Raw genomic sequence first — 15,983 nt, 5'->3', positions numbered from 1 at the left:
ATTTATTTAAAACAATAAAAACCTTAACCGACCTTAAAGGTATAAATATAGAGTTATTCGGTTTTGGACAAGAAAGCTACTTTTGCTGCAATGTGCACAGCAACAAACATTCGCAAGCAGGAGGCTTAAAGTGAATACAAATCCAGTTAACATCAACACGGTGGTCGATGAAGCCAAATTTACGCCCTTTCATTGGAGTGTACTCATTTGGTGTCTACTGATTATTATTTTTGACGGTTATGATTTAGTCATCTATGGCGTGGCGTTGCCACTTCTGATGCAAGAGTGGGGACTCAGTGCAGTACAAGCAGGCTTACTTGCAAGTACAGCCTTGTTTGGCATGATGTTCGGTGCGATGAGTTTTGGTACGTTGTCTGACAAATTGGGACGTAAAAAGACCATTATGATTTGTGTGGCTATTTTTAGTGGCTTCACCTTTCTAGGCGCATTTGCAAGCAATCCTATTGAGTTTGGTATTTTACGTTTTCTTGCGGGACTTGGCATTGGCGGGGTGATGCCAAACGTGGTCGCACTCATGACTGAATATGCTCCGAAGCGTATTCGTAGCACACTTGTTGCGGTTATGTTCAGTGGTTATGCTATTGGTGGCATGACATCAGCCTTACTGGGTGCATGGTTGGTAACAGACTATGGTTGGAAAATCATGTTCTATATCGCCATCATTCCATTTCTGGCTTTACCTATTCTTTGGAAGTTTTTACCTGAGTCTTTAATGTTCCTGACTAAAAAGGGTGAAACTGAAAAAGTCCGTGAAATTGTGCAAAAAATTGCACCTGAGCAAGCTATTCAGCCTGAAACGACATTTAAGCTCAACGAACCTGTTGCTGGTGATGACGCTCCATTAAAGGCATTGTTCCAACAAGGCCGTACCTTTAGCACCATGATGTTTTGGGTGGCATTCTTTATGTGCTTACTCATGGTCTATGCGCTTGGAAGCTGGTTACCAAAACTAATGATTCAAGCAGGTTATTCGCTTGGTGCAAGTATGATTTTCTTATTTGCTTTAAATATTGGCGGTATGGTTGGAGCGATTGGCGGTGGTGCGCTCGCAGACCGTTTCCACTTAAAACCAGTTTTAACAACGATGTTCACCGTGGGTGCTATTGCACTGATTTTACTTGGTTTCAACAGTCCACAAATGGTGCTGTACGGTTTAATTGCGATTGCAGGCGCAGCGACTATTGGCTCACAAATTCTACTGTATACCTTTGTTGCACAGTTCTATCCAACTGCGGTGCGCTCTACAGGTATGGGCTGGGCTTCAGGCATTGGACGCATTGGCGCAATTGTTGGACCTGTATTAACAGGTGCATTGTTAACTTTTGAGTTGCCACATCAAATGAATTTTCTCGTGATTGCTATACCTGGTGTGATTGCGGCTTTGGCAGTGTTTATGGTCAATTTAAAAGTATCTGTAGATGGTGAAAAAACCAAATCAAAACAAGTGTTTGATGCAGTCAAATCGACAGCCAATTAAATAATACTGAACCCATGAGTCTAGTGCATTAGTAGTAGGCTCATTTCAAAAATTGTATGAACTGTTAAAATCAATTTGCTTTTTATAAGTTGTTTTTTAACGCAATTTTTAATGCGATAAAAAGTTTCATTTTAAAGTATTAAAAGAAATGCATTGCGTTAGAAAACAGCGATGAAAAAGAGAGCTAAATATTAAAGAGTAAAAGTCAGGACAGACTTAAATACACAGGACCCGTGTTAAATGAAACAATTTAAGAAGAACGTTTTAGTTGTCACTTTATCCATGTTAAGTAGTGCAGCATTACATGCACAAACCAATACGACGGCAGAGATTGAGCAACTTAGAAATGAAATTAATGCGTTAAAACAAATACTTCAACAGAATACTCAGCAACAACAGCAGCAAGCTGTTCAATTGAGCGCTGTTGAACGCCAAGTGTTGACGACGCCAAAAATGGTTGAAAAAACGGGGTTAGGTTTGACCAAAGGTGGGGCAGAGTTCAACTTATACGGTAATGTCCGCGCGGATGCATCGTATCAGGCTGAAGGTGGTGCTCGTGATATGCCCTATAACCAAATCAATAGCGTACCTTTAGAAGGAAATGCTGAAAATAGCGATCGGTTAAGATCAACCCTTTCAGCAACGCGATTAGGTTTGGACTTTAAAGCGCCAGTAGCCGATCAGAACTTAAATGCAAAAATTGAGGTCGACTTTTTAGGCGGTGCAAACCTTGATAATTTACGTATTCGTCATGCGTATTTAAACTATGGTAACTGGTTAATTGGTCAAACGTGGTCAAACTTTGCGACTCCAGACTATATCCCTGAAACGATTGATGCTTTGGCTTATGTGGGTGCTTCAATTAAACGTACACCTCAAGTGCGTTATACCCATAAATTCACGCCAAATACTAACTTAGTCGCGGCAGTGGAAGACCCGAAAGATGCCAGCATGAGCCAACGTATGCCTGCATTTACAGGACGACTGAATCATAAGTTCAATGATGCACTTTCAGTCAGTGGACGTGCAATGGCGCATGAAAAACGTATTCAAAATCAAGAAGAGTGGGCGTATGGCGTAGGTGTTGGTGCCAAATTTGACATCACCCCAGTAACTTCTGTAAAAGCCGACTACTACCATGTCAAAGGTGATAGCAGCTTTGTATCCTTTACAAACCCTGGTGTAGTTGCAACAGGCACAAGTATTGAACAAAGTGAATTTGACTCAATTACTGTCGGTTTAACACAAAAGTTTAATGACAAATTACGTGGCACATTAGCTTATGGTTATATGACTTTTGATAAAAATCAGGACTACCTTGATGCTGTAGCTGATGATACCAAAATCAATAAAAACTTATGGCAGGCATGGGGTAATTTATTCTATAGCCCAGTTCAGCCTGTTAGCCTTGGGGTAGAGTATGTCTACGGTGAGCGTGAAGCGTTTGCACCTGCGGCAAATGGTAGTAAAAAAGGTGAAGACAACCGTGTGAACTTGGTTGCGATTTATAACTTCTAATACTTGAAGTGATAACCGGTTTTCACTTTGATATGTATAGAACGAAGTGAAATTTCACATAGAAGCCGAAGGATAAGCCCTTCGGTTTTTTATGTCTTGCTGTTTAATTTCCTTAATACTCAGTTTTGAGGAAATGTTGCGAAAGTCATGCAATAGTCGAATTTTCATCAGAACTTAAGTTATTTATCACATAAGAATAAGTCATGAAAATAAAGCACATGTATTGCCATCAACGGGTTACATTAGTGAGGTAAGTAACTGTATATAGAGTACTTGATGACAATAACATGGATTCTTTTTACGCTTATGGCCGCTTTCATGCAGGCTTGGCGCAACGCTTTTCAAAAGCAACTCAGTACTACTGTAGATGTTTATGGAGTGACTCTAGCGCGGTTCATCTTTGCTTTACCTTTAGCACTGCTTTACATCAGTTGTCTTTACCATTTCCAACCTGTAACAGATTCCGTCCATTTTAATCTCCGTTTTGCTATTTATGTGCTTATTGCGGCGTTGAGCCAAATTGCCGCAACAGCATTGATGGTTCAACTTTTTAAGCAAAAAAATTATGCGATTGGAGTGGGGCTTGCTAAAAGTGAGGCAGTACTTGCCGCGATTATCGCCGTGGTCTTTTTATCCGATCATTTAAGCCTTTTAGGCTGGTTCGGGGTTGCTGTCGGAGGCTTCGCAGTATTTTTAATGTCTAAAGGGCGGGACTTTTCTGATTTTTCCGTACCAACCTTATGTATAGGTATCGGTAGTGGTTTATGTTTTGCCATTACCTCGCTCTTGGTACGTGAGGCCAGTTTAGAACTAACAAATTTACCGTTTATTCACCGTGCAGCTTGGGTGCTTTTAATGGTGATTGGGACACAGTGTTGTTTACTTTTAATGTATTTGGGGATATTTCGCCGTGCAACATTATGGGCTATGTGGCAGCGTATTGGACTTACATTTCGTGTCAGCTTATGTAGTTTTCTGGCGTCACTGGGTTGGTTTAGTGCAATGAGTATGCAGTCCGTGCCCATTGTAAAAACTTTGGGGCAGGTTGAGATTATTTTTAGTATGTTGATTTCAGCCTACTTCTTTAAAGAAAAGCTGGCACGTGCTGAACATCTTGGTATTGTATTGGTGGTGATTGCTGCATTTTTGGTGATTTGGGCTTGAAGTCTGACCTTTACACAGCCCCTATCATTTATTTGTAATGACATTAACCATTCAAAATGTAATGTAACTGCCGTGTTACTAGTCTTCAACTCAAAAAAAATAGAGATTAAACCCATGTCAAGGTTTAATCTCCAAAGTGTGTTTTTTGTGGAGTTTAATTTTGAGGCTCGAATTTAGATGTTGATATTAGTGCAACAAGCTTCAGATTCTTACTGAAGAAGGTAATTTTGATCTGCACCGACAAAGAAAATAACACCTATACAAAAAAGTCCACAGTAAATCGCGAACCAGATAATCATGTTTTTAAATGCTTTATCTGAAATTGAACTATCTGCATATTTTGCTGGTTTTTTTGAGTCTAGATCTTTCATGGTTACTGCACTCAACTGAGGTGATGAGTACATTATGCAAAGCAAACAACTGATGAAACAGATACAAAAACAAGATTAAAAAAATATAACAGATGAAGTAGAATTGCTAAAGACTGTTATATTTTAAATCCTGTAGGGACAGTATGTAGATATCAGTAACTTGATTTCAGTTTTTAGAGCCCTATCACTTAAGAACAGAAACCAAATAAAAAATGATCTTATATTTAAAATACCACCCATGAATTTTATACATACTGAATCATTAGAAATGATCATTTTATTCATAGTTGTAATTTTTGTACATTAACTAAAATAGCACCTTGGCTGCGTAGAATTAGAGTACTTGAACCTTCAGCATGACGTTTAAGTGTAAAACGATATTTAGAACACTATATTTTAGAGAGCATTATGAAAAGTTTTGAAAATAAAGTGGCTGCGATCACAGGCGCAGGTTCAGGCATTGGGCAGCAGTTGGCGATTCAACTGGCTAAACAAGGTACACATTTGGCACTCAGTGATCTCAATGAACAAGGTTTGGCGGAAACATTAAACCACGTCAAAGATTATCCTGTTTCAGTCACGCTCACAAAACTAGATGTTTCAGACCGTAAGGCAGTAGAGAACTGGGCAAAGCAGTGTGAGCAGGATTTCGGACAGGTCAATTTAGTTTTTAACAATGCAGGAGTCGCGTTAGCGAGTACTGTTGAAGGCTTAAGCTATGAAGATGCCGAGTGGATTTTCAACATCAATTTTTGGGGTGTGGTGTATGGAACCAAAGCTTTTTTACCCTACTTGAAACAAAGTGGCTCTGGGCATATTGTGAATATTTCAAGTTTATTTGGGCTCACTGCTCAGCCTACCCAAAGTGCCTATAATGCGACAAAGTTTGCTGTCCGTGGTTTTACCGAGGCACTACGTCAAGAGTTAGATTTGCAAGACTGTGGCGTTAGTGCAACTTGTGTTCATCCCGGTGGTATACGTACCAATATCGCCAATAGTGCTCGAATGAGTGACAGTATTCGTGCGCTGGGTATGAACCCAGAGCGTGCCAGCCGTTCTTTCAATAAAATGCTTAAAACCCCGCCAGATGTAGCAGCACAGGCTATTTTAAAGGCTGTAAAAAAAGACGAGCGCCGTGTCTTAATTGGAACAGATGCCAAAATTATCGATCTGGTACAGCGTATTACACCAACAGGCTATACACAGGCCATGAACTTTTTGACAGGAAAAAAACGCCGTAAATAAAGACGTATTCACATGAAAGATGATTTTATTGTTTTAACCGAGTATGCTAAATCGAGTAATTTTTAAATTAAAAAAAGCTTCGATTTCAATGGTGAAGCATTCCGTTAAATAAAATGATAAGGAGTCCTACATGAGTGGTTCTCATAACCATGATCACAGTCATGTTGAAGTGACTGCAAAAAATGCCAAGAAATTAACCATTGCACTTGCCTTGACGTTCACCTTCTTAATTGTTGAAGTGGTTGCAGGATTTATCACGCAAAGCTTGGCCTTACTGTCCGATGCAGCGCATATGTTTACCGATGCCGCTGCTTTAGCCATTGCTTTAGCAGCCATCAAAATTGGGCAAAAGCCTGCCGATGATAAACGTACTTTTGGCTATCAACGGTTTGAAATATTGGCAGCTTTGTTTAATGCCATGATGTTGTTTGTAGTGGCGATTTACATTTTATATGAAGCCTACCAGCGTTTTAGTCAGCCACCCGAAATTCAAAGCTTGGGCATGCTGATTGTTGCGGCTTTGGGTTTAATCATCAATCTGATTTCAATGAAAATTTTGGTGTCGAGCAGCCAAGACAGCTTAAATGTGAAAGGGGCTTATCTTGAGGTGCTCAGCGATGCCTTAGGCTCTGTGGGTGTGATCATTGGCGCACTGGTGATTTATTTCACAGGTTGGATGTGGGTAGATACCGTTATTGCTGTGTTGATTGGCTTTTGGGTCTTACCTCGAACTTGGGTGTTACTAAAACAAAGTATCAATATTTTGCTCGAAGGTGTACCAAGTGAAATTGATATCGAATCTTTACGCAATGACTTGCTGGCTTTAGAGGGTGTACAAGGTATTCACCAGCTTAAAGTTTGGGCCATTACCTCTAAGAATGTGCATTTAACAGCGCATTTGATTGCACCTGATGTAGATCAGAGAGCTTTATACCACCAAGCTGTGGAGTTATTGGGGCATGAGCATGGGATTACGCAAGTGACTTTGCAGATTGAAGAAGATGAATGCCATCCACACCAACATGAACATAGTCATTAAAAAGACTTGACCTTAGACTTAGTCTAGGCTTTACAATAGCGTCACTTTATTTTAGTACGACATTATGCGTTCTACCATGTGGATTAGCGTCTTAGTTGCTTTATTCATGTTCCAAAGTCTTTGGAACGTGGCGGCAGCTTTTTGCGTCCATGAAGAACAAAAAGCTCAAGTCGTGACTCAACAAAGTTTTCATTTTGGCCACCATCAAACCACCTTGTGTGTGTCTGATGATAAGCCACACCAGCAAAGCAGTGTTGATGACCATACCCAAACGGCAAATGATCAGTTTGAATTGGGTGAAGACCATCAAGATCATTTGCCTTCAATGGCACATTTGATTATTCCGAAAGAAAAAAACTATCAACTGCCGCTCGCGTTTGAAGTTCGCGAACCTCCACAGTTTTTTTGGCACAATGCCTATCAAGCTCCTGATTTATTGGGGCAACATCCTCCTCCTGAACTTTCCCCGCTAATGGTGGGGTAGCCTAAAACATTTCCCACCACTTCTTCTAAAAATTAGTGGGAAAAAGCATGTCAAATCAATTTAAGGCGTTTATACGCCAAGCCCTTGCTGTGGGCATAACAACAGCCGCGATGCAATGGAGTTTTGCCGAACCGATCAAGACTTTGGATGAGGCTTTGGCAAACGTAGAGCGTTATCAAAACCAAAGTGACATTGGGCAACAGCGTCAAAGCATTACAGAGCTGAACATCAAAAACAGTGGTCTATGGCAAAATCCTAGCTTAAATATCAATCAAGATGGTTTTGGTTCAGATACTGATCGTGAGCTCAGTATTGCCATCAGTCAGCCCTTAGATGTTTTTGGACAGCGTAAGCTCAATCAAAAACTCGCAGAAACAGCGCACCAACAAGGGCAGTTACAGCAACAACTGTGGGCAGCACAAAGCCAATTGGTGGTGAAATTTGCATGGTCTCAGTTGGCTTTGGCACAAGTTGAAAAATCGCTGTACGCAGCACAACTCAAAGTGAGTCAAAACAATTTAGACAGTGCCAAAAAACGTTATCAGGCGGGCAGTATTGCTTTGGTTGACTATGAACGTGCGCAAATCGAAAGTTTGGATATGCAGCGCTTATACCAACAAGCGGTATTGGCAGAACAAGTAGCACAGCGTCAACTCTCAAACCTTTGGGGCGAAACCAAAGCCGATATTCAACTCAATGCGACCTCAATGCCATGGCCAGATCAAAGCGATGCCACAGTACAGCGCTATATTGCTGAAGGTTGGTTGGAAAAGCTGTATGCACTGAACATTCAACAGTCCAATTTAAACATTGAAAGTTTAAAAGTGCAGGCACGTCCCAATCCGACCTTAAATGTCGGCATGAAACGGAGCCAAGCACCGAATGAAAGTAGCGATACCACATTAGGTGTCGGCGTGGATATTCCACTGAATATTTTTAACCGTCAGCAATACAACATTCCGATGGCCCAGCGCCAGCAAAGCTTGTTGAGTCAGCAGCAACAGCGCGAGTTAAAACAGCAGATTTTAGATATCGCCAATGCCATGCATGAACTCAAAGGACTAAAACAGCAGTTCAGTTCGATGAGCCAACAAACCACTTTGGCAGAACAAGTTCAAGTACGTACGTTGCAAGGTTTTAAAGCGGGGAAGCTGTCCATTACCGACATCCAACAAGCTAACTCACAACTGCAAAGCATACGCCTTGGGCAGTTGCAGTTATTACGTCAAGCTTGGCAGACTGCATTGAGCGCAGAAGCCCTTAGCCTAGGTACTAGCTATGAACAGATCAGTAGTTCAGATGCTTATAGCCAAATCAGTAAAAATTCGATCGCACAAATACAAGACCTCATCCTTGGCGGAGCACAATAATATGCAACTAAAGAACCAACTTGGAAAAATATCACAGCCATTGATGATTGGGCTTTTGCTTCTAGTAACACTCCTTATTGCTATAGGGATTTGGTTTAGCTCAAAAGATACAACCACTGATGAACATGCGCATGCCGAACATGAAGAATCTGAACATGCGGATGAGCCCGAGGCTGAAAAAGGACATGCCGAGGAAGGTGAGATTCAACTGACAGCGCAGCAACTGACAGAGCAAGGCATTCAAATCGCTTCAGCTCAACAAGGTGTGGTGTCTCAAGTCACCGTTCTACCCGGAAAGCTTGTGGTTAATACCGATCAGCAAGCTCATATTTCGCCAAACTTTGGTGGGCATGTGGAACAGGTGAATGTTGAACTTGGTCAAAACGTACAAAAAGGACAAACCTTAGCTGTACTGTCTGTACCCGAGCTGATCGATCAACAGGCCAATTTGCGGATGGCTCAAGCCAGTTTGGATTTGGCACGTCAAGATTATCAACGTGAACAGCAGTTATGGTCACAGGGCATTTCTGCCAAGCAAGATTACCAACGAGCAGAAAATGCTTACCGACAAGCGCAGATTACTGTGCAGTCCGCGCAAAGCCGCTTAAACGCCCTAGGGGCAACAGGTGGAGGAAATGGTCGTTTTGCCATTAAAGCCCCCATTTCAGGTGTGATTAGCCAAAAAGATATCGTAGTGGGTGAAAACGTACAATTGGCCGATCAGCTTTTTGTGATTGAACAATTTAAAGAGTTATGGCTTGAGTTTAATCTGCCTGCTCAGTACTCAGGTCAGTTACAAGCCAATCAGAGTCTGACATTTAAGCCGAATGCTTCTGAGCAAAAATATGAAGCCGTCATCCAGAGCTTAACCTCTCAAGCCGATGCACAAACAGGACGCTTGGTGGTACGTGCTAAATTAAAAAGCCAAGCGGCGGAACTACGTCCAAATGTTTTAGTGAATATCTTTTTAGACAATACCAGTTCAAAAACAGCGCTTCGCGTCCATAAAAGTGCTATTCAAAACATTGAAGGTCAAGCTTCAGTATTTGTGGTCGACGCTGAACAAAAAGGACAAGTGCATTTGAAAGCGCAGCTCGTTCAACTTGGGCAAGCTTCAAATGACGCTCAATGGGTGGAAGTGATTTCAGGCCTAACAGCAGGACAACGCTATGTCAGTCAAGGCAGCTTTGTTCTTAAGTCTGAACTAGAAAAAGGCGAGGCTGATCATGCGCACTAATCATGATTTACCCAAGCCTGAGGGTTTGTTTGAACGAATTATTCAGTTCTCTATTCAAAATGCAATTTGGGTCATGCTCTTTGTCTGTACATGGATTGCGGTCGGAGTTTATAGCTATCAAAAACTGCCGATCGATGCAGTGCCCGATATTACCAATACGCAAGTACAAATTAATACCCAAGCCAATGGTTTTACCGCACTGGAGGTTGAGCAGCGGATTACCTATCCGATTGAAACTGCAATGGCTGGTATTCCAGATTTACAGCTGACTCGTTCTATTTCACGTTATGGTTTGTCCCAAGTCACTATTGTATTTGAGGATGGCACAAACATCTATTGGGCACGTCAGCAGATTAATCAGCGGGTACAAGAGGTCAAAGCAGATTTACCCAGTGATGTTTCCCCAACCATGTCACCAGTTTCGACGGGTTTAGGTGAAATTTATCAATGGGTCATTAAAGCCGAACCGAGTGCCAAAAAAGCCGATGGTACAACTTATAGCGCGATGGACTTGCGGGAGATCCAAGATTGGATCGTTCGTCCACAATTGCAACGTGTTGCGGGGGTGGCCGAGGTCAACAGTATTGGTGGGTTTAACAAAACCTATGTGGTTGCTCCCGACTTAAACCGTATGCAACAGTTAAATATTTCCTTAAGCCAACTGCAAACCGCTTTACAGGAAAATAATGAAAACCGTGGAGCGGGTTATATTGAGGAAAATGGTCAGCAACTCACAGTGCGTGTTCCGGGGACATTCAACAGTCTTGCAGACATTGAAAATACAACGGTTGCCAGCCCAAATGGGAACCCCATTCGTGTCGCGGATATTGCACAGGTTTCAATTGATCATGACCTCCGAACAGGAGGCGCAACCTATAACGGAGAAGAAACTGTACTCGGCATTGCTATGATGATGATGGGGGAAAACAGCCGAACGGTGTCTAAAGCTGTAGATGCCAAAATTCAAGAGGTGCAAAGCAGTTTACCGCAAGGTGTCAAAATAGAAACCGTTTATGACCGCACGACTTTGGTGGAAAAAGCCATTAAAACAGTGCAAAAGAACTTGGTTGAAGGCGCAATCTTGGTGATTGTGATCCTGTTTTTATTCTTAGGTAATATTCGTGCGGCGTTAATTACAGCCTGTGTGATTCCACTGTCTATGCTGTTTACTTTAACGGGTATGGCACAACAGAACATCAGTGCCAACCTGATGAGTTTGGGTGCATTGGATTTCGGTATTATTGTCGACGGTGCAGTGGTAATTGTTGAAAACTGTATTCGGCGTTTAGCCCATGCACAACAATTACTCAAACGACCGTTAACTCAGTCGGAACGCTTTAAAGAAGTGTTTTTGGCAGCGCGCCAAGCCCGCCGTCCACTTATTTTTGGTCAGCTGATTATTTTGGTGGTGTATTTACCGATTTTCGCACTGACTGGTGTAGAAGCAAAAATGTTCCACCCAATGGCTTTGACGGTTGTACTTGCACTCGTTGCAGCCATTATTTTATCAATCAGCTTTGTACCTGCGGCTGTCGCACTTTTTGTTAAAGGTGACATCAAAGAAACTGAAAGCCGTTGGATGCTGTGGCTAAAGGATCGTTATCAGCGGGTATTGGACTGTGCCTATCAGTATAAAGCGGTGGTTTTAACCTTTGCACTGTGCTTGTTGATGTTGACAGGATTACTTGCAACGCGTATCGGCAGTGAGTTTGCACCGCAACTGAGTGAAGGTGACTTTGCTGTACAGCAACTGCGCTCTCCAAGCACAGGCTTAGAAGAATCACTTCGTATTCAGGAAAATACGGAAAAGCTACTTCTGAAGAAATTCCCTGAAATACACGCTATTTTTGCGCGTACAGGCACGGCTGAAGTGGCGACCGATGTAATGCCTCCAAATATTTCAGATGGTTACGTCATGCTGAAACCCCGTGATGCATGGCCAAATCCAAAAGAAACACTCGATGAACTGCGTAGCCGTATGCAGGCCTATTTAGCAACGCTACCAGGTAACAACAGTGAGTTTTCTCAGCCAATTGAACTGCGTTTCAATGAGTTAATATCGGGTGTACGTAGCGATGTCGGTGTCAAAATCTTTGGCGATGACATGCAAGTATTAAATGCGGAAGCTGAAAAAATCAGTAAATTGATTCAGCAAGTTTCAGGCAGTACCGCCGTTAAAGTTGAACAAACGTCGGGTTTACCTTTGCTTAATGTGGAAATTGATAAAAGCTTGGCAGCGCAATATGGCCTAAGTGTCAAAACCGTACAAGACCATGTGTCAGCAAGCATTGGCGGACAAAATGTTGGTGAAATTTTACAGGGCGACCGCCGTTTTGACTTTGTCATTCGGCTCAGTGAGCAAGATCGTAGTGTCAATGGGATTGCGCAACTGCCAATACAGCTTCCAAATGGTGGCAGTATTTTACTCACCGATATTGCCACTGTAAAAATGATGGATGGCATTAACCAAGTCAGCCGCGAAAATGGCAAACGTCGTGTGATTGTCACGGCGAATGTGGAAGGGCGTGATTTGGGCTCTTTTGTCACAGAAGTACAAAGTCAGCTTAAGCAATATCCGTTACCAAGTGGCTACTGGATTGAGTATGGTGGTCAATTTGAAAACTTGGCTTCGGCACAGGCTCGAATGCAGATTGTGATTCCACTGGCGTTACTGACGATCTTTATTTTGTTGATGGCCGTTTTCCATAACATCAAAGAAAGCTTGCTTGTGTTCACTGGCGTTCCATTTGCCCTAACTGGTGGTGTGCTTTTCTTGTGGTTAAGAGACATTCCTTTGTCAATGTCGGCGGGCATTGGTTTCATTGCCTTGTCTGGGGTTGCCGTCTTAAATGGTTTGGTCATGCTGACCTTCATTAAAGAGCTAAGAGAGCAATACCGCTTACATGAAGCCGTTTGGCAGGGAGCGATTTTGCGATTAAGGCCTGTTTTAATGACCGCTTGTGTAGCGTCTTTAGGTTTTGTCCCAATGGCACTTGCCACAGGCACAGGGGCAGAGGTTCAACGTCCACTGGCGACCGTGGTGATTGGTGGAATTATTTCTTCGACGTTATTGACCTTGGTGCTATTGCCAGTGTTGTATCGTTGGATGAATGCAAAGAAAGAAACGAAAATTTAACCCTTTAATCAACTGAAGCATGAGGAGGCAAAATAGCCTCCCCATGCTTTTTTTATACTACTTGATGTCAGTCTGATCGCTTTTGGGAGTTAAAATGGCAAAACTGTTATAGTCTGTTATATTTTATTCACAAAGAACTGTATCTGTCCTTTTGTATAGGAAACCTTAGAATAATGAATATAGATAGAGCGTTGAGGTATTGGAAATGAACTTTTTACTGAAAAAAAATAGAGCTTGGTTTGTATTCTTTATCATTACTTTATATTCGTTTCTTGGATTTTTTCTTGGATTTATCATTTGGGAATACTTTTTGAAGTAAGTACATAGTAACGCTAAAGAAAACTATGGCGGCTAGCTAATACTTCAGAAACTAATCAGAATCTTATTTTTCTAACACCAGACTCGACTCATAACGAGACAAGTCTGGTTTTTATAACCTTAAAACTTCCATTGTACCGAAACAGATGCATTTAAAGGATCGCCCGGTTGAATCCACATATCGCTATAGCTTGCAACATAGTACGTTTCGTCTAAGAGATTGTGCACATTGAACTGATAGCGTAGCTGATCTGTTGGCGCATAATAAGCATTTAGATTCAACAACGTGTACTCAGGTAAGTTGAAGCCATTATCTGTACTGTGTCCACTACGTTTGCCCACATAGATTGCCGTTGCTCCGAGTCCAACTTTGTCTGCATTAGCAAGGTTCCATTCATAGTTGCTACTGATAGAGCCGCTGTGCTTCGGCACATTGCTGAGTCGTGAACCTTTAGCAAGACTTTGGTCTTTTTCCACTTGAGCGTCTGTGTAGCTATAATTGGCACGTATAGAGAATTGATCATTGAGCTGTGTCTCTAGATCCAACTCTAGCCCCTTACTTGAGACTTCTCCAGCGGTGATTTGATAGTTACTATCTGCTGGATCTGTGGTTAAGACATTCTCTTTATCCATTTTAAAGAGGGCTAAGCTCAACAAACTCTGTGGGTTAATCCGATATTTCCCACCAATCTCATAGCTTTTGCCTTTTTCAGGGTTAAACACATCGCCATTTCGGTCCATGCCACTGTTGAGCGCAAAGGATTCTCCATAGTTGGCATACCATGACCAACGATCATTCAGTCGGTAGTTTAAACCCAAGCGTGGACTGGTTTGTTGTAAATCCTTTTTATTGGATGTACCTGCAAGTTTATTTTGAAAGTCTTGGGTGACGTGATCAAAGCGCGCACCAAACAGCACTCTCCATTGATTATTGAGGAAAATTTGATCTTGTAGATTCAGTGCAAAATAGCGTTGCTGTTCTTCGGTGTTAATGAAAAGTGGCAGCTCGGGTAAGTATTGTCCATAAATAGGAGTATAGATATCAATGCTATTTGGCACGCTACTGCTGTGGTTTCGACGCAGTTGTAATTGACGATACTTCATCTGCCCAAGTTCAGTGCTCAACAGTACTTCATGACGGGCCCAGTCTTGTTGGATCGTCCCAAGAACTTCTGTTTGAAAGAGAATGTCATCACTTTTATTGTCACGGTAGCGACGCTGGCGCTCTAATGTCTGTCCATCACTTTGAATACGACGAGGTTCACTGGAAAAGCCTTTGAGCTGAGTATCTTTCACACTAAGAGCATTATTCATTTTCCAGTCATCATTAAACTGATGTGCAAGTCGAAGCTGATAGAAATGATCTTTTTGAATATGATCACCATCATCAGGTTCGCCTGTAAATGTTTTAGGGTCCATCACAAATTGTTTTTGATAACTACTTACACCACGGTCGAAGGTTCCATCTTGTCGGGTAAATTCACTGTCAAAATCTAACTGGGTTGAATCTGAAATTTTCCATGTGAGTTGAGGGGAGAAAAACCAACGCTCACTCTGCACATGATCACGAAAACTTTGATTATCTTCATGTGCGACCGCAATACGATAAGCCACAGCATCACTGATTGGCGCAGTATGTTCAAAACTAGCACGGTATTTTTCTAAACTATTGGCACGTAAATTCACTTCTGAAGAACTTTCCCATTCAGGCTTTTTAGTGTTGATATTCAGTAGACCGCCAGCTTCCCCACGGCCATAGAGCGCAGCCATTGGGCCTTTTAAAAAGTCGAGGGATTCAATATTCACCATATCTCGCGGAGCACTGAGTCCACGGTTAACACTCAGGCCATTTCTGATGATTTGTGCCCCAATATTGGGGTCTGTACTAAAACCTCTAAATGAAAAGTTATCCCAAAAGCCGCCACCATAATTGGTTTGATTATAGACACCGCTCACTTGTGTTAATGCATCGTCAATACGTTGCACATCTTGTTGCTGAATTAACGCTTTGGATAACACACTTCGACTAAATGGCACGTCTAAAATGTCATGTGAAAACTTAGTCATTGCGGTGCTTTGTTGAAGGTTTTCACCCTCAGTTTCGGCTTGCAATTGGATAGTCTGGAGTACTTCTGTTGAAGTTTCGGCCCAAGTGAAAGAACTCAGCAGACTTAAATATATGCTTGAGGAAAAAAGAGAGAATTTATTCATCATGAAGGAGAGTAGTTTAGATTTTGTATTGTTATGTTATAACATTTTAATGGTTTTGTAGTTAAAAAATCACTCTAAAGTTGAAAAAATGGTTTAAAACATTTAAATAAATCAACCTAAACTTTTAGGTTCCAATCCACAATACACTGTTTCAAGTCAGCTAAAGTCCCAATACCATATGCTGTATCAAATACGACTGAAGATATGGAACGCAGATCTAAGTTATAATTTAAAAGCATGTGGTCAAACTATAAACTCAATTTCTAAATCTTCACACTCAAAGCTATCTCCCAATAATTTAAAAAAAGCTGAGATATCTTGAATAATGTGCTTGTTCATTCTACAAAAATTGTGAATACTCATGCCGCAAAATTCAGGCTGTAAATTTATCT

The 15,983-nt window shown here is 41.6% G+C and carries 11 protein-coding genes; 10 read left to right on the top strand and 1 reads right to left on the bottom strand.

Translation table 11 applies throughout. The annotated features are described in order from the left end of the window. The first annotated feature begins 130 nt into the window (after window positions 1-130). The 10 genes from KVY11_RS10145 (at window position 131) to KVY11_RS10100 (ending at window position 13,381) form a co-directional block, all read left to right on the top strand. On the top strand, window positions 131-1,498 hold the full coding sequence (locus KVY11_RS10145) for an MFS transporter (RefSeq protein WP_058869586.1): 1,368 nt from the start codon (window positions 131-133) through the stop codon (window positions 1,496-1,498). A gap of 240 nt (window positions 1,499-1,738) precedes the next feature. Further along, complete coding sequence (locus KVY11_RS10140) at window positions 1,739-3,016, top strand: DcaP family trimeric outer membrane transporter (protein ID WP_218288837.1); 1,278 nt, start codon at window positions 1,739-1,741, stop codon at window positions 3,014-3,016. 276 nt (window positions 3,017-3,292) lie between these two features. Next, window positions 3,293-4,180, top strand: coding sequence for a DMT family transporter (locus KVY11_RS10135; protein ID WP_218288836.1), 888 nt, complete (start codon window positions 3,293-3,295; stop codon window positions 4,178-4,180). A 779-nt stretch (window positions 4,181-4,959) separates the two neighbouring features. After that, a complete protein-coding gene (locus KVY11_RS10130; protein ID WP_218288835.1) occupies window positions 4,960-5,796 on the top strand; it encodes an SDR family oxidoreductase in 837 nt (278 codons plus the stop codon). A 130-nt stretch (window positions 5,797-5,926) separates the two neighbouring features. Beyond that, the gene (locus KVY11_RS10125; RefSeq protein WP_136143601.1) at window positions 5,927-6,835 is read left to right on the top strand and encodes a cation diffusion facilitator family transporter; all 909 of its coding nucleotides are present in this window, start codon (window positions 5,927-5,929) and stop codon (window positions 6,833-6,835) included. A 64-nt stretch (window positions 6,836-6,899) separates the two neighbouring features. Continuing rightward, window positions 6,900-7,319, top strand: a complete 420-nt coding sequence (locus KVY11_RS10120) for a cation efflux protein, CzcI-like (protein WP_218288834.1) — start codon at window positions 6,900-6,902, stop codon at window positions 7,317-7,319. A gap of 47 nt (window positions 7,320-7,366) precedes the next feature. Further along, on the top strand, window positions 7,367-8,689 hold the full coding sequence (locus tag KVY11_RS10115) for a TolC family protein (RefSeq protein ID WP_218288833.1): 1,323 nt from the start codon (window positions 7,367-7,369) through the stop codon (window positions 8,687-8,689). 1 nt (window position 8,690) lies between these two features. After that, entirely contained in the window at window positions 8,691-9,926 is a 1,236-nt protein-coding gene (locus KVY11_RS10110; protein WP_218288832.1) for an efflux RND transporter periplasmic adaptor subunit, read from the top strand. Continuing rightward, window positions 9,916-13,062, top strand: a complete 3,147-nt coding sequence (locus tag KVY11_RS10105; protein ID WP_218288831.1) for an efflux RND transporter permease subunit — start codon at window positions 9,916-9,918, stop codon at window positions 13,060-13,062. The genes KVY11_RS10110 and KVY11_RS10105 overlap by 11 nt, the downstream gene beginning before the upstream one ends. A gap of 205 nt (window positions 13,063-13,267) precedes the next feature. Then, window positions 13,268-13,381 carry a hypothetical protein gene (locus KVY11_RS10100; protein WP_010326689.1) on the top strand — a complete coding sequence of 38 codons (114 nt, stop codon included), beginning with the start codon at window positions 13,268-13,270 and terminating at the stop codon, window positions 13,379-13,381. Between the two features lie 119 nt (window positions 13,382-13,500). Here KVY11_RS10100 and KVY11_RS10095 read toward each other — a convergent pair whose 3' ends face one another. Beyond that, window positions 13,501-15,594 carry a TonB-dependent siderophore receptor gene (locus KVY11_RS10095; RefSeq protein ID WP_218288830.1) on the bottom strand — a complete coding sequence of 698 codons (2,094 nt, stop codon included), beginning with the start codon at window positions 15,592-15,594 and terminating at the stop codon, window positions 13,501-13,503. Window positions 15,595-15,983: the final 389 nt, after the last annotated feature.

The sequence above is a fragment of the Acinetobacter sp. CWB-G5 genome (assembly GCF_019209785.1).
GTDB lineage: Bacteria > Pseudomonadota > Gammaproteobacteria > Pseudomonadales > Moraxellaceae > Acinetobacter > Acinetobacter johnsonii.
The sequence above is the reverse complement of the archived record's forward strand: the minus strand, read 5'-3'. Positions and strand labels throughout refer to the sequence as shown.